Source organism: Paenibacillus sp. P32E (assembly GCF_001909085.1).
GTDB lineage: Bacteria > Bacillota > Bacilli > Paenibacillales > Paenibacillaceae > Paenibacillus_AQ > Paenibacillus_AQ helianthi.
Genome location: NZ_LVYY01000010.1, coordinates 53011 through 74742, shown reverse-complemented (window position 1 = coordinate 74742; position 21732 = coordinate 53011). Strand labels below are relative to the sequence as shown.

Annotated in this window: 15 protein-coding genes; 13 read left to right on the top strand and 2 right to left on the bottom strand. The window is 50.7% G+C overall.

Annotated elements, in window-relative coordinates; all coding sequences use genetic code 11:
• Positions 1-13: 13 nt before the first annotated feature.
• The 5 genes from A3848_RS10990 (at position 14) to A3848_RS10970 (ending at position 6810) form a co-directional block, all read left to right on the top strand.
• Positions 14-2488, top strand: coding sequence for a GH36-type glycosyl hydrolase domain-containing protein (locus A3848_RS10990; protein ID WP_074085010.1), 2475 nt, complete (start codon positions 14-16; stop codon positions 2486-2488).
• Positions 2489-2868: 380 nt separating this feature from the next.
• Positions 2869-4824, top strand: a complete 1956-nt coding sequence (locus tag A3848_RS10985; RefSeq protein ID WP_074085009.1) for a heavy metal translocating P-type ATPase — start codon at positions 2869-2871, stop codon at positions 4822-4824.
• Positions 4825-5029: 205 nt separating this feature from the next.
• Positions 5030-5971: a thioredoxin-disulfide reductase gene (trxB, locus tag A3848_RS10980; RefSeq protein ID WP_074085008.1), complete on the top strand. Its 942-nt coding sequence runs from the start codon at positions 5030-5032 to the stop codon at positions 5969-5971.
• Positions 5972-6064: 93 nt separating this feature from the next.
• Positions 6065-6298 carry a glutaredoxin family protein gene (locus A3848_RS10975; protein WP_074085007.1) on the top strand — a complete coding sequence of 78 codons (234 nt, stop codon included), beginning with the start codon at positions 6065-6067 and terminating at the stop codon, positions 6296-6298.
• A 98-nt stretch (positions 6299-6396) separates the two neighbouring features.
• The gene (locus A3848_RS10970) at positions 6397-6810 is read left to right on the top strand and encodes a GNAT family N-acetyltransferase (protein WP_074085006.1); all 414 of its coding nucleotides are present in this window, start codon (positions 6397-6399) and stop codon (positions 6808-6810) included.
• Here A3848_RS10970 and A3848_RS10965 read toward each other — a convergent pair.
• Complete coding sequence (locus tag A3848_RS10965) at positions 6791-6988, bottom strand: hypothetical protein (protein WP_074085005.1); 198 nt, start codon at positions 6986-6988, stop codon at positions 6791-6793. The two genes, A3848_RS10970 and A3848_RS10965, sit on opposite strands and share 20 nt — an antisense overlap.
• Before the next feature lie 131 nt (positions 6989-7119).
• Positions 7120-8280, bottom strand: coding sequence for an ROK family transcriptional regulator (locus A3848_RS10960; RefSeq protein ID WP_074085004.1), 1161 nt, complete (start codon positions 8278-8280; stop codon positions 7120-7122).
• 393 nt (positions 8281-8673) lie between these two features.
• Between A3848_RS10960 and xylA the strand changes: the two genes are divergently transcribed.
• The 8 genes from xylA to A3848_RS10920 all read left to right on the top strand — a co-directional run bounded on the left by xylA (position 8674) and on the right by A3848_RS10920 (position 21637).
• Positions 8674-9993, top strand: a complete 1320-nt coding sequence (xylA, locus tag A3848_RS10955; protein ID WP_074085003.1) for a xylose isomerase — start codon at positions 8674-8676, stop codon at positions 9991-9993.
• A 129-nt stretch (positions 9994-10122) separates the two neighbouring features.
• On the top strand, positions 10123-11619 hold the full coding sequence (xylB, locus tag A3848_RS10950; protein ID WP_074085002.1) for a xylulokinase: 1497 nt from the start codon (positions 10123-10125) through the stop codon (positions 11617-11619).
• A gap of 91 nt (positions 11620-11710) precedes the next feature.
• On the top strand, positions 11711-13252 hold the full coding sequence (locus A3848_RS10945; RefSeq protein WP_074085001.1) for a response regulator transcription factor: 1542 nt from the start codon (positions 11711-11713) through the stop codon (positions 13250-13252).
• Positions 13253-13314: 62 nt separating this feature from the next.
• Positions 13315-15177: a sensor histidine kinase gene (locus tag A3848_RS10940; protein ID WP_083612072.1), complete on the top strand. Its 1863-nt coding sequence runs from the start codon at positions 13315-13317 to the stop codon at positions 15175-15177.
• A gap of 127 nt (positions 15178-15304) precedes the next feature.
• Positions 15305-16285, top strand: coding sequence for an ABC transporter permease (locus tag A3848_RS10935; RefSeq protein ID WP_074085000.1), 981 nt, complete (start codon positions 15305-15307; stop codon positions 16283-16285).
• A gap of 13 nt (positions 16286-16298) precedes the next feature.
• On the top strand, positions 16299-17198 hold the full coding sequence (locus tag A3848_RS10930; RefSeq protein WP_178381970.1) for a carbohydrate ABC transporter permease: 900 nt from the start codon (positions 16299-16301) through the stop codon (positions 17196-17198).
• 196 nt (positions 17199-17394) lie between these two features.
• On the top strand, positions 17395-19143 hold the full coding sequence (locus A3848_RS10925; RefSeq protein ID WP_074084999.1) for an ABC transporter substrate-binding protein: 1749 nt from the start codon (positions 17395-17397) through the stop codon (positions 19141-19143).
• A gap of 112 nt (positions 19144-19255) precedes the next feature.
• On the top strand, positions 19256-21637 hold the full coding sequence (locus A3848_RS10920; RefSeq protein WP_074084998.1) for a glycoside hydrolase family 95 protein: 2382 nt from the start codon (positions 19256-19258) through the stop codon (positions 21635-21637).
• Positions 21638-21732 lie beyond the last annotated feature (95 nt).

The following is a 21732-nucleotide window of genomic DNA, read 5'->3' as shown; positions in this document are numbered from 1 at the left end:
AGGAGCCAAACCAATGATGAAGCAATCCGGACCCTTAAGTCCAGCCGGCCAGTCAGGCCGCGAAGAGCTCAAGAAGGCTGCCGCGAAAACTGCTGGTGAAGTTAAGCTTGCCCGCATGGAGGAGCTGGACGCGTATTTCTCGTTCCGTGACGAAGCGAAGGAAGTGGAGTTCAAGCGTCATGATATGCCGACGCCATGGATGAATTACTTGTCCAACGGCACATTCCACACCATGTTGTCCCATGCGGGCGGTGGAGTCGCTTTTTATAAATCGCCCCAGATCTGGCGGATTACCCGCTACCGTTTTTTTCATCTGCCCACCGACCGCTCCGGTCCTTATATTTATCTTCAGGATGCCGGTACGGGCAGTTACTGGTGTCCTACCTATGAGCCAGCCTTCCAGAAGCCGCAGGAATGGAAAAGCAGCCACGGCCTGGGCTATACCCGTTTCGAGGCGAGGGAGGATGAAATTTCAGCACGGACGGTCTATTTTGTCGGACCTTATGAGAACTCATTAATCTGGAATCTGACGCTGACCAACAACAGTCCCGCGGTGAAGATACTGAATGTGTATGCCTACGCCGAGTTTGGGATGATGGAATTCATGCGGGAGCTGCAGTGGCAGTGCTACAACAAGCATCAGGTATCCGTGCAATATCACCCCGGGGAAGCACTTGTCTACAAATACGGTGTGGAAAATCAGCCGAAGCCGGACGAGACACCGCTGGTGTATATGATGTCCGATGCGCCGCTGTACAGCTATGACGGTGACCGTGAAGAATTTATCGGCAGCTACCGGAGTGAGTCCAATCCTGTTGCCGTTGAGCAGGGAGGCTGCAAGGGCTCAACACTCCTGGGCGGGGACCCCTGCGGTGCGCTCCAGGTACAGGTGACCCTGCAGCCCGGCGAAACCCGCACCGTGAATTTCTTTCTCGGGACGGCGATGAACGAAGCAGAAGTGGCGCGGGCCATCGCCCATTCGCGTGAGGAGGATTTCGTCGCCCGCTCTTATGCGGGGCTTAAGGAGAACTGGGACCATTATCTGGGCGGATGGAAGTGCGAGTTGCCGGATCAAGATGCGCAGCGGATGATCAACCTATGGAATCCGTATCAGGCACAGCGGAACTTCCTCTTTTCACGCAATATCTCCTTCTATGCCACCGGTACCTTCCGGGGAGTGGGTTTCCGCGACACGGCCCAGGATATATTAGCTGTCGTCCCGCTTGATCCCGAGGCGGCAAAAGAGAAAGTCCGTTTGCTGCTGGGGCAGCAATATCAGGATGGGCATGTGAACCATTATTTCTTCCCGAATGAGGGATGGGACCCGGTGACCAGCATTCATTCCGATGACCATCTGTGGACGGCGCTTGCCGTATGGGATATTTTTGCGGAGACCGGCGATGCAGGGTTTCTGATGGAGAGCCTTCCCTTTTATGATGGCGGTGAAGGCACGCTATATGAGCATTTGAAACGTGCCATCGATTACACTGCCTCTCATAGGGGACCCAACGGCTTTCCGCTAATGCTGCGCTCGGACTGGAACGACCAGCTTTTCCGGGTCTGCCGCCAGGGCAAAGGGGAGAGCATCTGGACTGCGATGCAGCTCGGAACAGTGCTTCTGCGCATGAAGGATCTGGCTGTGGCATCCGGTCATCCAGAGCATGTGGCAGACTATGAAGCTCTGTACGAGAATCAGAAGCAGCTGGTGAACAGTCTGGGCTGGGATGGACGCTGGTTCCGGCGGGCGGTGATGGATGACGGGCGTTTCCTGGGGACAGACGAGCATGACGAGGCCAAAATCTGGCTCAATGCGCAAACCTGGGCCACCCTGTCCGGCATGGCTGACCCGGATAAAGCTGTGCAGGCCATGGACAGTGTGCGTGATATTCTGGATACAGAGCTGGGCATTAAGAAGCTGCATCCTTCCATCACGACCTTCCCGGATCCTGCGGACCCGCTGACCAATTATAATAAAGGCACTGGGGAGAATGGAGCGGTCTTCTGCCATGCCAACACCTGGGCTATTATTGCCGAATGCTTGCTGGGAAGAGGCGATCAGGCCTACAAATATTACCGCCAGCTGATTCCGAACGTCGCTATGGAGCAGGCTGGATTATGGCGTTACAAAGCAGAGCCGTTCGTCTATGCGTCCAATCTGTTCGGACCTGAGTCTGACAAGTTCGGACTGGCTAACGTCTCCTGGCTGACCGGTACTGCCGCATGGATGTATATCGCCGCAACCCAGTATATTATGGGAATTAAGCCTGTATTGGAGGGACTGTCCATTGATCCATGCATTCCTGCGGAGTGGGAAGGCTTCAAGGTGAGCCGGAAATTCCGCGGCTGCCTGTATGAGATTTCCGTGACCAACAGCTCTCGCAGCTGCAAGGGTGTGAAGGAAATCCGTGTCGATGGCCAGCGGCTGGAAGGTAACATCGTACCCGCCTATCCTGGAAAAGCAGCAGTAAAAGTAGAAGTTACACTATAGTTTAAATTCATGAAGCATGCAGCCCGAGATCCCAACATGATCGGGCTGCTTTTTTACATAATATTAGTTAACTGTATATAGCTATTCATCCTGTTAAAGATTAATATCCTAAAAAGAGGGGATTACGCACCTGGAGTCTAAGAATAAGCATCTCAAATCAGGTCTGGTTCTGGCTTTACTTTTTCGCAGATCGTGATATATTATAGCTATAAGTTGCACTAAGGAAATAAAATTGTACAATGGCAACAACGATTATCATTCTCATTTACCATGCTGTCCCGGCTGAGCCGGGGCAGCATGTGTCATTTTAAGGGCCTTAAGAATGGCTCTCATTCTCAGTCAGTATTTCAAAAAAAATGAATCAGGAGTGTGATTTACTTATGCAAGCTACATCCAAACAACTGCCTAAATCCATGGCGCGGGGAGAAGGCGCGCAGCAGCCGCGTACCCCGCAGCCGCGCCGTTTTGATCCCAAAGCCATGCTCCACAATTCCGAAATGCAGGCTGCACTTGGCAGCGGGCTCCTCATGCTGATCGCCTGGGCCGTCAGTGGCTGGTCGGAGGTGTTCTCGGTTCTTCTGTATGTGGTTTCTTACACGGTAGGCGGATGGATCAAGGCGAAAGAAGGCGTGGAGACACTTGTCAAGGAACGTGATCTGGACGTGAACCTTCTGATGATTGCTGCCGCACTGGGCGCCGCATCAATCGGGTACTGGAATGAAGGCGCGATGCTGATCTTTATTTTTGCGCTGAGCGGGGCCCTGGAGAGCTATACGATGGAGCGCAGCAAGAAGGATATCTCATCACTGCTGGCTCTGAAGCCGGCGACTGCCGTTCGTATCGAAAAAGGGATTATGAGTGAGGTAGCGATTGATCTGCTCGCTGTAGGAGATCTGCTGCTTGTGCGTCCGGGTGAGCTTATTCCGGCAGACGGTACCGTCTACCGGGGAGAATCGGCGGTCAACCAGGCATCCATCACGGGTGAATCCCTGCCTGTAGAGAAAAGTACGGGCAGCGATGTGTTTGCCGGAACCATCAATGGGGAAGGCCCGCTGTATATAGAGGTGACCAAGTCTGCGGAGAACACTTTGTTTTCGAAAATTATCAAAATGGTGGAAGAAGCCGAAACCGAGGTGCCCGAATCGCAACGCTTTATCAAACGGCTGGAGTCCATCTATGCCCGTGTAGTGGTTGCTGCGACGATCGTACTGATTGCACTGCCGCCATTAGTTCTGGACTGGAGCTGGAGCGCTACCTTCTATAAAGCAATGGTGTTTCTTGTAGTGGCTTCTCCTTGCGCCTTGGTTTCATCCATTATGCCAGCCATGCTGTCGGCAATCTCTAAAAGTGCCCGGAAAGGCATTCTTTTCAAAGGCGGCGTCCATTTGGAGAATATGGCGAAAACCTCGGTAGTTGCTTTTGACAAGACCGGGACTTTGACTGCTGGGCTTCCGCAGGTGACTGATTTTATAGCCGGAGAAGAGTATGACCGCAATGAGCTGCTGAGGGTCAGCGCGTCGATTGAGAAGCTGTCCCGCCATCCGCTGGCAGAGGCAATTGTCCGCAAGGCAGAGGAAGAACACCTTGTGCTGCATGTAATTGAAGAGAGCACATCGGTTACCGGCTGGGGGATTGAAGGACTGATCGCAGGGCAGCTGTGGAGAATCGGCAAGTCCAATTTGCTGGATGAACGTAATGAACTCCAGGATGAGCAGTGGAGATCGCTCCGCAAGCAGCTGGAGAGCGAAGGCAAGACAGTATCGCTGATTCTCGACGGCGAACGGATTGCCGGGATGATTGCGCTCCAGGATACGGTGCGTCTGCAGGCGGTTGCGGCGGTTCGGAAGCTGCAGCAGCTTGGCATTAAAGTGGCTATGCTGACGGGTGACCGCGTGGCGACAGCAGAAGTGATAGCCGGGCAGACCGGTGTGGATCTTGTATTCGCAGGACTGCTGCCTGAGGACAAAGTGACGCACATCAAAGCACTGCGTGAACAATACGGGAATGTAATTATGGTCGGGGACGGGGTGAATGATGCTCCGGCACTCGCTACAGCCACAGTTGGCATGGGGATGGGCATGAACGGAAGCGGCGCAGCACTGGAGATTGCCGATGTGGTATTGATGAATGACAATATTGAGGAAATCGCCTCAACAATTAAGCTGGCCCGCCGTACCCAGCGGATCGTGAAGCAGAATATGATCTTTGCCGTCACGGTCATAGCTACCTTGATGCTGAGCAACTTTTTACAGGGGATTGCCCTTCCGTTTGGAGTCGTTGGCCACGAAGGCAGCACGATCCTTGTCATCCTGAACGGACTGAGACTTTTGCGTTAAAAAAGGTCTGGAATCCTTACTGTTTACCCATTTCTCCTAATAGGTTGCTTAAAATTGAATTGTTCACAAAATAGAGCGATTACATCGTGTCTGGCATATTGACAGATTCCCTTGAGATGAGCATAATTAGTACTACATTATAATAATTTTAATTAAGGAAATATAGAGCGGTGCCTTAGCCGTCCATCTCAAGGAGGATATAGTCATGTATAAATCAATTATTATCGGAACCGGCCCTGCCGGATTGACTGCGGCCATCTACCTGGCCCGTGCCAATCTGAATCCATTGGTTATTGAAGGGCCTCAGCCGGGCGGACAGCTTACCACCACCACGGAAGTGGAGAATTTTCCAGGATTCCCCGATGGCATCATGGGTCCGGAGCTCATGGATAATATGCGCAAGCAGGCTGAACGCTTTGGTGCCAAGTTTGTTACAGGCTGGGTGAACAGTGTAGAGCTTGGGGAACGCCCTTTTAAGCTGAATGTTGAAGGGATGGGCGCACTGACTACGGATACTCTGATTCTCTCGACAGGTGCAACAGCTAAATACCTGGGCATCCCGGGTGAACAGGATAATATCGGACGCGGTGTCAGCACTTGTGCAACCTGCGACGGATTTTTCTTCCGGGGCAAAGAGATCGTGGTGGTCGGCGGCGGCGACTCAGCTCTTGAAGAGGCGGGTTTCCTGACCCGTTTTGCTTCCAAAGTAACCCTTGTGCACCGTCGTGAAGAACTTCGTGCTTCCAAAATCATGCAGGACCGGGTCCGTGACAATGAAAAGGTTGCCTGGGGCCTGAACCGCACTCCGCTGGAAGTAACTGCCGGCGATAGAGGTGTGAACGGAATTAAAGTGCTTAATAATGAAACCGGGGAAGAAGAGTTCATTGAGGCCAGCGGTGTGTTTGTCGCTATTGGGCATCATCCGAATACGGCATTCCTTGGCGGACAGATTACGACGGATGCGAACGGCTATATCGTCACGAATCCAGGCACTTCCGAAACCAACATTCCCGGCGTCTTCGCTTGCGGAGATGTACAGGATACCCGTTACAAACAAGCGATTACCGCAGCGGGCAGCGGATGTATGGCGGCTATGGATGCTGAGAAGTACATTGAGAGCCTGGAGCACAGTGCAGTTATTTTGTAAAATGCCCTTGGTATTGCAGGCACCACGGTGCTATAATATAGTAAGCTGATGTTTTAGTGTAAGTCGATAAAGCTTTTAGGAGGAGATTAGAACATGGAAAACGTAATTGTATACACCTCGACCAACTGTCCCCATTGCCGTCAGGTCAAAAGCTTCCTGAGTGAGAAGGGCGTCTCCTACGAGGAGCGCAACATTGAACAAAATGATGATTTTGCCCAGCAGGTGTGGGATATGGGGATGCGGGCTGTACCTGTAACCGTCATCGGCGATTTCAAAATCGTTGGCATGAATAAAACCCAATTCGACAAGGCGTTGGCTACTGTATAATCGTCAGACCAGGTACTCCTCTGCTTGAGGAAACAAGGGCCGCTTCCGCGCTGGAGGCGGCTTTTTGTATACATATTAGGATAAGGAGGCGATGAGGAATGTTGATCAGTTTGGAAAATTATTGGGATAGGAATGCTGTTGAACGGCTGCTTGCAGAGTGCATGATGGCGGACGAGGAGCGTGTACGGGAGGAAGTGGACCGCTATCTTGCTGAAGATTCACGGGAACTGCAGGGCACCTTCATAGATGGTGAACTGGCGGGATTGATCGGCATCCGGCGAGGTCCGGGAACGGAAGCGGAAATCCTGCATATCGCCGTTCAGACCCGCTGGCGGGGCCGTGGAATTGGTGCTGCAATGATCGGAGAACTCCGGAAATGCGGCGGCATCGAAACGCTTCAGGCTGAGACGGACCGGGAAGCTGTGGGTTTTTATAGCCATTGCGGATTTAAGATTAGCAGTTTGGGCGAGAAGTACCCGGGGGTGGAGCGGTTTAGCTGTAAATATACATAATGATTTGAAAAAGGGCATAGACAGCAATTCCGCAGGTAATAAGCAGCAATCCTGATTTTTTTTTCGACTGGAACAGGCGAAGAACGCCGAGGCTAATGAGTGGAGCGATGATGAGCAGCAGCAGCAGTACAGTGATGAACATCTGCGCCGAAATATCAGACGTATCAACATAAGTCATGGACTCTCTCTCCATTCAGAAAAGGGATTGTAGTGACATTTGTCACACTTTTACCCCCTATTATAAAGGATTGATCTTCCTTTTTCTGTACTGCTGCCCCTATAATTGCGGCAATTTTACGTCAATTTTGCCTAGAGCGTCACCCGGATGTTCCCAAGGAAATGCATCACTGCTGAAAAACCCGCTCCGACCATGGTCCCGCGGCTGCCCAGCCGTGAAAAGACGATTTCGAGCTGCTGCTTATGATACGGCAGGGTCCGCTCGGCAACCACTCTGCGCAGCGGCTCGCCCAGCCAAGGCTCGGCTTCAGATAGAGCACCGCCAATCACGATCAGCTCGGGGTTAAAGCTGTTGATAAGATTGGTAACACCGATCCCGAGATATTCGCCGATGGTATTGAAATGGCACAATGTGTCTTCCTGCCCCTCCAGTGCATGCCGGACCAGCTCGGATGTGCTGCGGGCAGGCAGCGCCAGCCCGGGATTGTCGTAAGTTTTCTCTGAAGCGTATAGTTCCCAGCAGCCACGGCTGCCGCAGCTGCAGGGTTTGCCTTCCGCCTCTATAGTCATATGGCCGGTCTCACCGGCATATCCGCGTGCCCCCTTGTACAGCTCTCCGCCGATAATAATTCCAGAACCAATCCCCGAGCCTGCACTGATATAGAGCAGATGGCGCACATCACGCGCCGCTCCGAAGTTCAGCTCCCCTTGGGCGCCTGCATTCGCCTCGTTGTCGATCGTCACCGGGACTTCGAAAGACTGCTCGAGAATGCCCCGCAGATCGACCATTTCCCAGCCCAGATTGGGTGCGAATAGCACCACACCATGTTCATCCACCATCCCTGGCACCCCTACCCCAATCCCCACTATGCCGTATGGCGAGGAAGGGGCTGCTGCAATCAGCTCCGAGATCATACTCTTCATTTTGTCCAATACATAAGGCAGGTCATGGACTTCCAGCTGGCGGTCCAACTCGTGAAGAATGCTCCCGTCCAAATCGCATAAGACCGCCTTCAGCTGCTTCACCTGCAGTTCGATGCCGATTACACTGCCAGCCTTGCTGTTGAAATGCAGCATCAGCGGTTTACGGCCGCCGCTTGATTCACCCGGCCCGGCCTCGGTGACCAGTTCCTGCCCGCAGAGCTCGGCCACGAGATTGGATACGGTGGCTTTATTCAGTCCGGTCATTTCGGATACCCGGGCCCGAGATACCGGAGACTGCATCCGAATCGTATGTAAAATAATCGATTTATTGATTTTTTTGACCAGCGCCTGATCACCCGTAACCTTCACTAACTACACTTCCTTCTTGGCAACGTTCTCATAAGAGTATGCCACTTAGTCTAGTGCGATGCGCGCTAAAATGCAACAGTGGCGCTGGATATGAATTGGCTTCAGGAGTTCTTGCAACCATGCTGAACAAGGAGAAAGCGTAAGCAGCAATCTAGAGCTTGCCGGACTGCGGGCCGAATGTAATAGACGCATAGGCACAGGGGCCGGGGGGTACTTTATGTTAGTGAAGAATAAGAGAGAGGATTGTCCGCAGGGGCTGCGGGACGCTCCAATTCGAGAAATTATAAGTTACAAAAAAACTTTGTTTAACCAATATACAAAGTCAAAAAGATGTGTTAAGATGTTGCTGTAAACGCTTGCGGGCGAAGCAAAATATCGAGGAGGATTACACAAATGGCTTATTTTGAATCAGTGAGCAAGATCTCTTACGAGGGAAGCCGTTCCACCAACCCTTATGCATTCAAATTCTACAACCCGAAAGAAATTGTAGCCGGCAAAACCATGGAAGAGCACCTGAAGTTTGCAATGGCTTATTGGCATACACTAACAGCTGGCGGCGCCGATCCGTTCGGCGCTGAAACTGCAGTCCGCGCTTGGGATAAGCTGAACACGATTGACAAGGCAAAAGCCCGTGCAGAAGCAGCATTTGAGTTCATGGAAAAAATGGACCTGCATTACTACTGCTTCCATGACGTGGATATCGCTCCTGAAGGCGCGTCTTTGCGCGAGTTCTACAGCAACATCGATACCATCGTAGACATCCTTGAACAAGGCATGAAGGCATCCGGCAAAAAATTGCTGTGGAACACTGCCAACATGTTCACCAACCCGCGCTATATGCACGGTGCAGGCTCCACCTGCAACGCTGATGTGTATGCACACGCAGCTGCACAGGTTAAGAAAGGTCTGGAAGTCGGTAAACGTCTGGGCGCTGACAACTATGTATTCTGGGGCGGCCGTGAAGGCTACGAAACTCTGCTGAATACAGATATGGGCCTTGAGCAGGACAACATTGCCCGCCTGTTCAGCATGGCTGTAGACTACGCTAAGGAAATCGGCTTCGACGGCCAGTTCCTGATCGAGCCTAAACCGAAAGAGCCTACCAAACATCAATATGACTTCGACGCAGCAACAACGATCGCGTTCCTGCAGAAGTACAACCTTGATAAACACTTCAAGCTGAATCTTGAAGCTAACCATGCGACACTTGCCGGCCATACTTTCGAGCATGAGCTGCGTGTAGCCCGCATCAACGGCATGCTGGGATCGCTGGATGCGAACCAGGGCGATCCGTTTCTCGGCTGGGATACAGATGAATTCCCTGCAAGCATCTACGATGCTACCCTGACCCTGTATGAAGTGCTGAAGAATGATGGACTGGGTAAAGGCGGTATTAACTTTGACTCCAAAGTACGCCGTCCTTCCTTCGAGCCTGAGGACCTGTTCCTGGCACACATCTCCGGTATGGATATCTATGCTAAGGGTCTGAAAGTTGCCGCTAAGCTGATTGAAGACCGCGTATTCGACGACTTCATCGCTAAACGTTACAGCAGCTTCACTGAAGGCGTAGGCGCTGACATCGTGTCCGGCAAAGCAACCTTGGCTTCGCTGGCTGATTATGCATTGAACAATGAAACTCCGCGTCCGAACCAGTCCGGACGTCAAGAACTGCTCAGAGCTACATTGAACCAGTACATCCTGACAGCTGAGTAAGACTACACCGGATTACCGGTGCTGTCCGTAGATTGGGCAGATCACTAACGCAACGGGGGTTGCTGAAGAGAGCATTCTTCGGCAGCCCCTTTTCTATTGAATAGAAAAGTAACTTTTAGGAGGCTAATTATGAAATATGTAATCGGTGTCGATCTTGGAACCAGTGCTGTAAAAACTGTATTGGTAGATCCGCAGGGAAAGGTGGCTTTTGAGCACTCCGAATCCTATCCCTTAAGCCGTCCCCAGCCGAACTGGAGTGAGCAGAATCCTGAGGATTGGGTACAGGGAACGCTGGTCAGCTTACACCGTCTGATTGAAGTATCCGGAGTGGACCCGTCGCAAGTGGACGGCATCAGTTTCTCCGGCCAGATGCACGGACTGGTGCTGGTGGATCGTGAAGGCAAGGTGCTGCGTCCGGCGATTCTCTGGAACGACACCCGGACTACGGCGCAATGCCGGAAGATCGAGAAGACGCTCGGCGCCAAGCTGATCGAAATTGCCAGAAACCGAGCTCTGGAAGGCTTCACTCTGCCTAAGATTCTGTGGGTGCAGGAGAACGAGCCGGAGGTGCTGGCACAGGCTGAGCTATTCCTTCTGCCGAAGGATTATGTTCGTTACCGGCTGACAGGTGATTACGCCATGGATTATTCCGATGCCGCAGGCACGCTGCTGCTGGATGTGGCCTCCAAAACATGGAGTGCAGAAATCGCTGAGGCCTTCGGCCTGCCGGTATCCCTTTGTCCAAAGCTTGTGGAATCCTTCGACCAGACTGGCACGCTGCTTCCGGAAATTGCTGAAGCATCCGGCCTGCTCCCGTCCACCAAAGTATTCGCTGGTGGCGCAGACAACGCATGTGGTGCACTCGGTGCCGGCATTCTTGGTGAAGGCCGGACCATGTGCAGCATCGGGACCTCCGGTGTGATCCTGTCCTATGAGAGCAATAAAGACCTGAACCTGGAAGGCAAGGTCCATTTCTTCAACCATGGGGAGAAGGATGCCTACTACATCATGGGGGTTACACTGGCTGCTGGTTATAGTCTCACCTGGTTCAAAGAAACCTTTGCAGGGGACAAAAGCTTTGATGAACTGCTTCAAGGCATCGATTCCATCCCTGCCGGCAGCGGCGGTCTTCTGTTCACACCATACATTGTCGGTGAGCGTACTCCGTATCCCGATCCTAATATCCGCGGCAGCTTTATCGGCATGGATTCCGGGCATACTCTGGCTCATTTCACCCGTTCGGTGCTGGAGGGAATTACGTTCTCGCTGCGGGAATCTATTGATATCGTGCGTGACTCCGGCAAGGAAATTAACGAGGTTGTAGCGATTGGCGGAGGTGCCAAGAATGAAGCCTGGCTGCAGATGCAGGCGGATATTTTTAATGCTTCGATCATCAAGCTGGAGAGCGAGCAGGGACCGGCTATGGGTGCGGCTATGCTGGCAGCTTACGGTGCCGGCTGGTTCGAATCTCTCGGTGAATGCGCAGAAGCCTTCATCCGTCCTGCAGAAGTGTACAAACCGAATGCTCAGCAAGCCGCAACCTATGATGGATTGTTTGGGCTGTATCAGGAAGTTTATGGGCAGACACGTTCACTAAATGATAAACTGGCACAATACCGTAAATAGTCAGAGCCTGGGCAAGCTCGGGCCTATATCTTGGAATTGCCGGAGGGTCCGTAAGGGCCTTCTGGGATTCTGCCTTAGGGGTTGACCGCAGATGATAAAAGTGCTGATTGTAGATGACGAGCCCAAACTGAGGGAAGGGATGCGTACACTGATTCCATGGGAGGAGTATGGCTATACTGTAGTCGGGACAGCCGCGAGTGGGCTGGAAGCACTTGATAAATTCCGGACACTTGCACCCATGCTGATGATTGCTGATATCCGTATGCCGGGCATGGATGGTCTGGAGCTGGTTGGCGAACTGCGTAAAGAAAACGCTAACTGTCATGTGCTGATCCTCAGCGGTTATGCGGACTTCGAATATGCCAAACGGGCCATTTCCTATCATATTGACGGGTATTTGCTGAAACCGGTGGATGAAGAGGAATTGATCTCCTATTTGCAGGAGTTGCGGGACACCATATCCCGGGAGGAACGTGCCAGCGAATGGCAGAACAATGAAACTGTGCGCAATGAGGATACTTTGCTGCGTCATTTGCTGCAGCCGCAGGTGGAAGATGCCCCCAGGGCTGAAGCTGCTGTGGAGCTTGGTCTGGAAGGGCATAGCTGCGAGGTCGTGCTCCTGGAATTCAAGGGACTGCATAAGGGCGGAGATATCCGTGAAGAGCAGGTGAGAAGCGAGCTTGAGCAGCAGTGGCAGCCGGATACGGGATTAATATTCACTTTGCCGCCTTATTTAGGCATCCTTCTGAAGGAACCGCTCCAGGATGATGCCGGCCGTGCCGCCTTGTGGCGGAAGCTGAATGCAGTCATTACCGGGTATGGGCTCGAATTTTGCGCCGCTGCAGGGGGGAGCGCAGCCGGACCCGAGGAGGCATCACGGTCTTTTACAGCGGCCGCCGGGCTGCTGGAAGAGGCTTTTTTTGGCCGGAAGGGTATTATTCTGAGCGGAACAACCGATGATTGGGCGGAACCTGAGCCGGAACCGGAGGAGGAGCCGGACCCCGAACGGGATGTAGAGGTACAACTGCTGCTGGCCATAGAGACCGGAAGCAATGAGGCCATTCCCATGCTGGTAGGGCAAATTGTCCGTAAGCTGGTTGCAGCAAAGCGTGACGAAACCTATATTAAGGAAAATCTGATGCGAATTGTAAGCAGTACTATCGCCCGTCTGGAAGCGGCTAGCCCCGATTTCCGCAGCTTCATCCTTAGTCATCCTTCTCCTATAGGCGAGGTATACGGCAGCGATTATCTGATTGACGTAGAGAAGCAGGTCGCAGATTATATGGAGCAAATCTCCAGGCAGATGAACAGCGGCGGCCGCGGCGACGAGATCAAACGGATTACCGATCTGATTCAACGCCGCTATAATGAGAACCTGAAGCTGGGATCGCTTGCCGAAGTCTTCAATTACAACAGCGCATATTTAGGTAAAATGTTCAAAAATCAGGTAGGCGAGCACTTTAATACTTATTTGGACAAAGTCAGAATCGAGAAGGCCAAGCAATTTTTGAATCAGGGAATGAAAGTATACGAGGTTGCTGAAAGAGTTGGATATATGAATTCCGATTATTTTAATGCCAAATTCCGCAAATATGTCGGTGTGTCCCCAACCGCTTTCCGTAAGGAACAATAAATGGATCTGCTGAAATGAATATATATCTGTATAATAGTCGTTAAGAGGTACAGGCTGTTCCCATGCTGCAGCAGATGCGGGGGAGCAGCCTGTTTCTCATGATTTGGGCGGAAACATTGGGAGGAGGGATTGGCATTAAAGGGCTGGTGCGAATGATCAATAATTTAAAGCTGAAGTACAAGCTGATTTTTTTCTACATTATTGTGGTGATGATACCCGTGTTAATCGTCGGGATTATACTGACCAGCTATTTCCGCAGTGCGGCCTTGGACAGAGCCATTGAACAGGCAACGAATAATGTGGAGAAGATCAAGAGTCAAATGGTAACCAAACTGCGGGTGCCGACGGACATTTCCAATCTGCTTTATTTTGACAGTAATCTTGAAAAGCTTGTCAATACAAAATACCCCGGCATATTGGAGCTGACGAAGGCCTATCTGAATTATACGGATTTCCAGGATTATATTCTGCAGTACAGGGAGATTTCCAACATCCGCTTTTTTATAGATAACCCTACGCTTGTAGATAACATGTCTATCGCTCCGCTGACTCCAGAGATCAAATCGAAGAACTGGTATAAAAGTGCCATGAAGGGCCCGGGTCTCAACTGGATGTATATCCCGGACAAAGAGGCCTATATCAACAGTACTAAAGGAACGATCAACAAGCTTAGTCTGGTCCGGCAGGTTTTTTACCCCGAATATCAGAAAACGGGAATATTGATGGTGCAGGTGGTACAGGATGAACTGAACCAGATGCTCTACCAGGAGCCGTTTGAGACGATTATTACAGATGAGCAGGGATATATTGTGGCCGCTAAGAATCCGCATCTGGTGGGCAGCACGCTCGCCGCGTTTGATATCGGGATGGATCTGCAGAAAACGGACAAAAATGTCATCCGGACAACAGTCAAGGGCAAGGATTCTTATGTCATCGTAGATGAGATCCGGCCGCAGCTTAGTGTAAGCCGGCTGAAAGTAATCTCTGTCTTTGAAACCAAGAGTATACTGAGCTCTGCGAACAAGGTAAGTCTTCTGGGGCTGCTGATCATTGGCGGTGTCCTGCTGATTGCACTGGTGCTGGTGTATGTTATCTCTTTTCTGATGACCAATCGTCTGCTGCGGCTGAGCCGTCAATTGAATCAAGTCGCCCTCGGCAATCTGAACGTAGTCTCGCAAATGGACGGGACCGATGAAATCGGCCAACTCTCGCGCCAGTTCAATTATATGGTAGCCAGTATTAACCGTCTGCTGTCACAAGTCGTGGAGAGCAATGAGAAAAACAACAAGCTGGAGATCGCCCAGAGAGAGATCAAGCTGAAAATGATGGCGAGTCAGATTCATCCGCATTTTCTGTTCAATGCGCTGGAATCGATCCGTATGAATGCCCACCTTAAGGGGGAGAAGGAGATTGCCAACATTGTGCGGCTGCTGGGCAAGCTGATGCGTAAAAACCTGGAAGTGGGCCGGGACCGGGCACCGATCAAAGAAGAAGTGGAAATGATGCGTTCGTACCTGGAGATTCAAAAGTTCCGCTACGAAGAGCGGCTGGAATATGAAATAGAGTTCGATACCAAAGCCGCAGATATCCTGATTCCGCCCCTGATCATTCAACCCATGGTTGAGAATTCGGTGGTCCATGGGCTGGAGAACAAAGCGGGCACGGTGCATGTCCATGTCAGCATAACACTCCATGAGGATGAAGTTAAGGTATGCGTTACCGACGATGGAATCGGTATGTCAGAGGAGCGGCTTACCGAGATTGTCTCTGTCATCTCCCAGGCTGAGGAGGAACCTCAGAGCCGCATCGGGCTGCGTAACGTTCATCAGCGACTGGTAATGTATTATGGGGAATCACATGGGCTCAATATATCCAGTAAAAAGGGGATAGGAACAGAAATTTCCTTCTCGATTCCCCGATTGTGAGGTCTCAAGGGTAGCGCTTTCACTGAATGTCTAATTAGCACTGGTTTTACGTAAAATCTGTCGGGTATTCTCCCCTAGTGGTGTACGTTATGATATGTGTATACAAAACGAAGGGGGAATATTGAACGTGAAAGCGCTCACGGAGAATGGTGTTACAGTTAATGAAAGCGTAACCCCTGTCCCACCTACGAAACGGAATAGTGGATTTTGGAAAAGCGTACTGCAGCAAAAGTACTTGTATCTGATGTCTCTACCGTTCGTGATCTGGGTATTTGTTTTCAGTTACGTGCCCTTATGGGGATGGTTGATGGCATTTCAGAATTATAAACCGATCAAGTCGTTTAGAGATCAGAAATGGGTAGGGCTTAAGAATTTTAAGGAGCTTTTCCATGATGAACGTTTCTATCTTGTTCTGAGAAATACCCTGGCCATGAGTGGACTTGGACTCGTATTCGGATTCGTTGTTCCGATAATTTTTGCGGTAATGCTAAACGAGCTGCGGGGGAGTGTTTTCAAGAGAACGGTTCAGACCATATCCTACCTGCCTCACTTTGTATCCTGGGTTGTTGTTGGCGGGATTGTCTATAAGACACTCGCGATCGACGGAGGGATTGTCAACGATCTGTTGACACATCTTCATATCATAGACGAGCCGATTCAGTTCATGGCGAAGGCTAAGATGTTCTGGGGTGTTGTAACGGCAGCGGATCTGTGGAAAGAAACGGGCTGGAATGCGATTATCTATTTGGCAGCGATTACAGGGATCGATAAAGAACTCTATGAAGCTGCAAAAGTAGACGGTGCCGGAAGAATCAAGCAAATGTTCAATATTACTTTGCCGGGTATTCGTACCACTATTACGGTATTGCTGATTATGTCCATTGGACATCTGATCGGTATTGGCTTCGAAAAGCAGTTCCAGCTCAGCAACAATCTCGTTACGGATTATTCCGAAGTGTTGGATATCTATGCGCTTAAGTACGGGATTCAGATCGGGCGGTTCTCCTATGGTACAGCCATTAGCATGTTCACCTCGGTAGTCAGTGTAATCTTACTGCTTACAGCCAACGGTGTTATGAAGAAATTCACTAAAGAAAGCATCATGTAAGGAGGGGATAAGGGTGGCAGGCAAAGCTTTTCAAATGACAAAGTCTGAACGTGTGTTCGACATCTTTCTATACATTTTTCTTGGGATCATAATGCTCGTGACGTTGTATCCCTTCTTGAACGTGCTCGCGATTTCTTTAAATGAATCTACAGACACCGTCCGAGGGGGCATTTACATTTGGCCGAGGGTTCTGACGCTTGATAACTATAAACAGATCTTCAGCTACACAGGGCTGATTCAAGGCTTCAAAATCTCAATTCTCCGGACTGTATCCGGTACGATTCTAGGGCTTATAAGCTCTTCGATGCTGGCCTTTACACTAAGCCGTCCGGAGTTCAGAGCAAGGAAATTTGTTTCGTATTTCCTGGCAATGACGATGTATTTCTCTGGCGGTATGGTACCTATGTACATTCTGATGAGAGATTTGAATCTGATCGGAACGTTCTGGATTTACATTTTGCCGGGTGCAGTTTCCGCTTTCAACGTGTTCGTCATCCGTTCCTTCATGGACGGACTGCCTTTCGCCCTGCAGGAATCGGCGAAGCTGGACGGCGCCAATGACTTCGTGATTTATTACAAGATCATCATGCCGCTCTGTATGCCCGTACTAGCAACAATCACTTTGTTCCTGGCTGTAGGACAATGGAATGAGTGGTTCACCACCTACCTGTACAACGGCAATAAGCCGCATCTGACTACGCTCCAATATGAGCTGATGAAGGTGCTGGCAACAACCAACCAGGGCAGCGGCATGGTAAATGCTAATGATATGGCGAAGCAGATGGCGCAAATATCGCCTGAATCCATCAAGATGGCTATTACTATTGTAGTAACAGTACCGATTCTTGTGGTGTATCCATTCCTGCAAAAGTATTTTGTAGGCGGTATGACGTTAGGTGCAGTTAAGGCTTAGGCCAAGCATGGAACAGATTCATGGGATCGTGTTTCCTGATTCAACAATGGACGGATCAGGAAACATTCCCAATGATCTTTTTCAAAGAATAAGAATTGGAATTATATTTATATTGGTTTTGCAAGCGTTATCAATGGTATATTCAGGACTATCCTGATATGCATAGATGAAACACACATTACAAGGGGGATAAAAAATGAAAAGCAAGAGTATCAAGACTGCTTTCACGCTCATGCTCATGAGTTCCATGCTGATTGCCGGCTGTGGCGGAAACAACAACGCTGACAACAGTAAAAATGCGGCTAACACCGGAAATAATGCGTCGACTGCAACTGCTACCGATAGTGCAGCCAATACAACTGCAGATACCAGCCCCGTTACATTCTCATTCTTTGGTGCTGATGCCAGCCCTAACTGGAACAAAATGCAGGACGAAGTAGGTAAAGTCATTACGGAAAAAACCGGTGTAACCCTGAATGCTGAATATGATGTAGGCAGCGGCGGCGGTGAACAAAAGATTTCTCTGATGGCAGCCAGCGGTGACGTGCCTGATCTGATCTTTGCTAAAGGTAATCTAAGTAAACTGGTTGATGCAGGTCTGGTTATCGATATGACAGATTTGATCGACAAGTATGCGCCTAACTTGAAAAAGGTCTACGGCGATAATATGAAGCGTTTGAAATACAGCAAAGACGATCAAAAAATCTACTCCATTCCTACAAATGCCGGGGTTGACCAACAATCCTTTGACGCCGGAGGCGGTTTTGAAATTCAGCAGCGTGTATTGAAAGAACTTGGATATCCTCAAGTGAAGACCGTTCAAGATTATGAAAAGGTGCTTAAAGACTATGTAGCCAAACATCCTGAAACCGACGGTCAGCCAACCATTCCGCTTACGCTGAATGCAGATGACTGGAAAATCATGATCACGGTTACCAACCCGGCATTCCTAACCACTGGTGCACCGGATGATGGTGAATATTATGTAGATCCAACGACATATGCAGCACAACTTCACTACAAACGTCCAGCTGAAAAAGAATATTTCCGTTGGTTGAACCACATGTACAGCGAAGGGCTGCTGGACAAAGATACTTTTGTACAAAAAGATGACCAATATAAAGCTAAAGTGGCCAGCGGACGCGTGCTCGGTCTGATCTCCCAGGAATGGGAATACCAAGACGGTGAGAATGCTCTGAAGGCAGCAGGTAAAGACGAGTATACTTATGCTCATTTCCCTGTGACTTTGACCGATGAGTACAAAGACCATTCTTTCCAATCTGCAGGTGTTGATGCATCTGGAATCGCCATTACTACCGCTTGTAAAGATCCGGTTCGCGCCATTAAGTTCCTGGACTGGCTCGCTTCTGACGAAGGCCAGGTGCTGATGAACTGGGGGATTGAAGGAAAACAATATACGGTTAACGCAGACGGCAAACGTGTAATTCCTGCTGATGTTCAAAAGAAGAAAACAGATGACGCTAACAATTTTGCCAAAGAAACAGGGATTGGCCTGTACACAGCTTTGACTGCTCACTATGGTGACGGTGTGAAGGATTCCACAGGCAACTACTACACCACTAACTTCCCTGAACAAATCGTAGCTGCATATTCAGATGCTGAGAAAGAAACCTTGAAGGCTTACAAAGCTACAACATGGAAGGACTTGTTCCCTAAGGAATCCGACTTCCCGGTTAAGGAATGGGGCGCGTTGTACAACATGCCTACTCCTACAGATGGCGATTATCAGGTTACCTTCAAGAAAACGCAGGATATTATCCGTAAACGTATTCCAGAAGCCATCCTGTCCAAACCAGCTGACTTCGATAAGGTATATGATGCATTCATCGCTGAGCTGAACAAAGCCGGTGCTGAAAAGATGGAAGCAGAATACACTGATCTCGTAAAAGCAAGAGTATCCCTGTGGACTGGTAAGGATCTGTAAATCAACAAATTAGTAATTGAAGCATTTATCTGCTATCTGCTAATGTAAAGCAAAGGCCCGACTTTGGTCAGGGCCTTTTGCCTGTAGTTAGGGACTTGGAGGAGGAGAGGGAATGGCGGAGGAGAGCAAAGCACACACCTGGATATTGAAATATGACCAGCCGGCAGCGGTCTGGGAAGAAGCGCTGCCGCTCGGTAACGGGCATATGGGAGCTATGGTGTTCGGCGGAGCAGCCAAGGAGCGCATTCAGCTTAATGAGGATACATTATGGGCAGGGTTTCCCCGTGACAGCAACAATTACGAAGCTCAGCGTTATTTGAAGAAGGTGCGCGGGCTGGTCTCAGAAGGCAACTATGGCGGGGCTGAGGATCTTATTAACACGCGTATGCTTGGTGTAAACACACAGCCGTATTTACCGCTGGGCGATCTGTATCTGGAGCATCCGGGAGTGGAGAATACTGAGGGGTACCGCCGGGAGCTGGATCTGGACAGCGGCATTGCCACCGTGTCCTATCGAACGGATGATTGTACATTTACCCGTGAGGCTTTTATCAGCGCTCCCGATGGAGTCTGCGTGGTTCGGGTGGCAAGTGAGATAAAGGGGAAGCTTGAGCTGGTCATCTCAATGGATAGCCTCTTGAAACATAGTGTGCAAAGCAGCGGACAGCAAAAGCTGACGATGTGCGGGCAGTGTCCTACGTATGTAGCCGATAATTATTTTGGGGATCATCCGTACCCGGTCCAGTATGAGGAGGGACTAGGTATTGGCTTTGAACTGCAGCTGGAGGCGAAGGTTACCGGCGGAAGTGTACAGACAGTAGAAGGAAAGATTGTAATCACCGGTGCGGACAGCGTAGTACTGCTGCTTGCAGCAGGTACAACTTACGAAGAGCTGAAGCAAAAGGCGGCACATATCCGCACCGACCTGGCTAAAATCTCTACGACAATTCCAAATCCTGCAAAAATTTGTGCAGAGCGATTATCGGCGGCTGCGCAGAGGCCGCATGAGGAACTGCGGCAACGTCATGTGGATGACCACCAGGCCATCTTCCGCCGTGTGGACCTCAATCTCGGGGGCTGGGAAGCAGCTGCACTGCCGACGGACCAGCGTTTAGCTGCATACCGGGAAGGTCAGTCCGATCCGGCACTGGAGGCTCTTTTATTTCAATATGGCCGTTATTTGCTGATGGCCAGTTCCCGGCCGGGTACCCAGGCTGCCAATTTACAAGGAATATGGAATCCTCATCTGACACCGCCATGGAACAGCAACTATACCACCAATATTAATGCACAAATGAACTATTGGCTGGCTGAGGTCTGCAATCTGAGTGAATGTCATGAACCTTTGATCGATTTGATTCGTGAGGTCAGTGTCACCGGGTCAAGAACAGCCGCTATTCATTATGGGGCCCGTGGCTGGGTTGCCCATCACAATGTGGATCTGTGGCGTCATTCATCCCCTTCGGGCGGGGATGCCAGCTGGGCCTTCTGGCCAATGGGCGGGGTATGGCTCAGCAGCCACCTGTGGGAACATTATGCGTTTAACCCGGACCGCGAATACCTTGCACAGACGGCATATCCGCTGATGAAAGGGGCGGCGTTATTCTGTCTGGACTGGCTGACGGAAGGGCCGGATGGCATGCTGATTACGAGTCCCTCTACCTCGCCGGAGAACCGTTTTGTAACGGAAGATGGCCGGCCGTGCAGTATCTCTATGGGTTCGGCTATGGATATGAGCCTTATCCGCGAATTGTTCGGAAATTGCCTTACAGCCGCTAATATTCTCGGTGTTGACGAAGACTTCCGGCTTCAGTTGAAAGAGGCGGCTGCCCGTATGTTCCCTCTGCAGATCAGTAGAGACGGGCGCTTGCAGGAGTGGTTCCAGGATTTCACCGAGTCTGAGCCGGGGCACCGTCATGTCTCCCATTTGTATGGGCTGTATCCCGGGAATATGATTAATGAGAAGGAAACTCCGGATCTGCTGGAAGCCGCCCGCTTGTCACTGGAGAAGCGGATCGCCTCCGGCGGAGGCCACACCGGCTGGAGCTGCGCATGGCTGATCAATCTGTACGCCCGGCTTAAGGATGGAGCCGCCGCATACGGTTTTGTGCGTACGCTGCTAACCCGTTCCGTGTACCCGAACTTGTTCGATGCCCATCCGCCGTTTCAGATTGACGGGAATTTCGGAGCTGCCGCAGGGATTGCGGAAATGCTGCTGCAGAGCCATCTGGGTGAAATCAGCCTGCTGCCCGCACTGCCGGATCATTGGAACAACGGCCGGGTGGAAGGGCTTAGAGCCCGGGGTGGCTTCGTGGTGGATATGGAGTGGCAGGACCATGTACTTGTCTCTGCCAAGATTACAGCCGGGCAGGATAGCTTATGCCGGTTGAGCTATTCGCGTGAGCTGAAGCTTCAGCTACAGGGCGGCACGGTGGCAGAACCCGGAACTCCGCTGTACATGAAGGCTGGAGACAGTATTATTGCAAGCGTGTAAAAGGGCATTCATGCAGAACTGAAGCTGTGGTAATATGGCGGCGGACATTGTATACTGCTTTCTGGCAGAGGAACTGCCGGGAAGCAGTTTTTTTG

Bases quoted from the DNA above. Each gene is read 5' to 3' on its own strand.
- A3848_RS10990 (WP_074085010.1), top strand. From the start codon at position 14: ATGATGAAGCAATCCGGACCCTTAAGTCCAGCCGGCCAGTCAGGCCGC.
- A3848_RS10985 (WP_074085009.1), top strand. From the start codon at position 2,869: ATGCAAGCTACATCCAAACAACTGCCTAAATCCATGGCGCGGGGAGAA.
- trxB (WP_074085008.1), top strand. From the start codon at position 5,030: ATGTATAAATCAATTATTATCGGAACCGGCCCTGCCGGATTGACTGCG.
- A3848_RS10975 (WP_074085007.1), top strand. From the start codon at position 6,065: ATGGAAAACGTAATTGTATACACCTCGACCAACTGTCCCCATTGCCGT.
- A3848_RS10970 (WP_074085006.1), top strand. From the start codon at position 6,397: ATGTTGATCAGTTTGGAAAATTATTGGGATAGGAATGCTGTTGAACGG.
- A3848_RS10965 (WP_074085005.1), bottom strand. From the start codon at position 6,988: ATGACTTATGTTGATACGTCTGATATTTCGGCGCAGATGTTCATCACT.
- xylA (WP_074085003.1), top strand. From the start codon at position 8,674: ATGGCTTATTTTGAATCAGTGAGCAAGATCTCTTACGAGGGAAGCCGT.
- xylB (WP_074085002.1), top strand. From the start codon at position 10,123: ATGAAATATGTAATCGGTGTCGATCTTGGAACCAGTGCTGTAAAAACT.
- A3848_RS10945 (WP_074085001.1), top strand. From the start codon at position 11,711: ATGATAAAAGTGCTGATTGTAGATGACGAGCCCAAACTGAGGGAAGGG.
- A3848_RS10940 (WP_083612072.1), top strand. From the start codon at position 13,315: ATGCTGCAGCAGATGCGGGGGAGCAGCCTGTTTCTCATGATTTGGGCG.
- A3848_RS10925 (WP_074084999.1), top strand. From the start codon at position 17,395: ATGAAAAGCAAGAGTATCAAGACTGCTTTCACGCTCATGCTCATGAGT.
- A3848_RS10920 (WP_074084998.1), top strand. From the start codon at position 19,256: ATGGCGGAGGAGAGCAAAGCACACACCTGGATATTGAAATATGACCAG.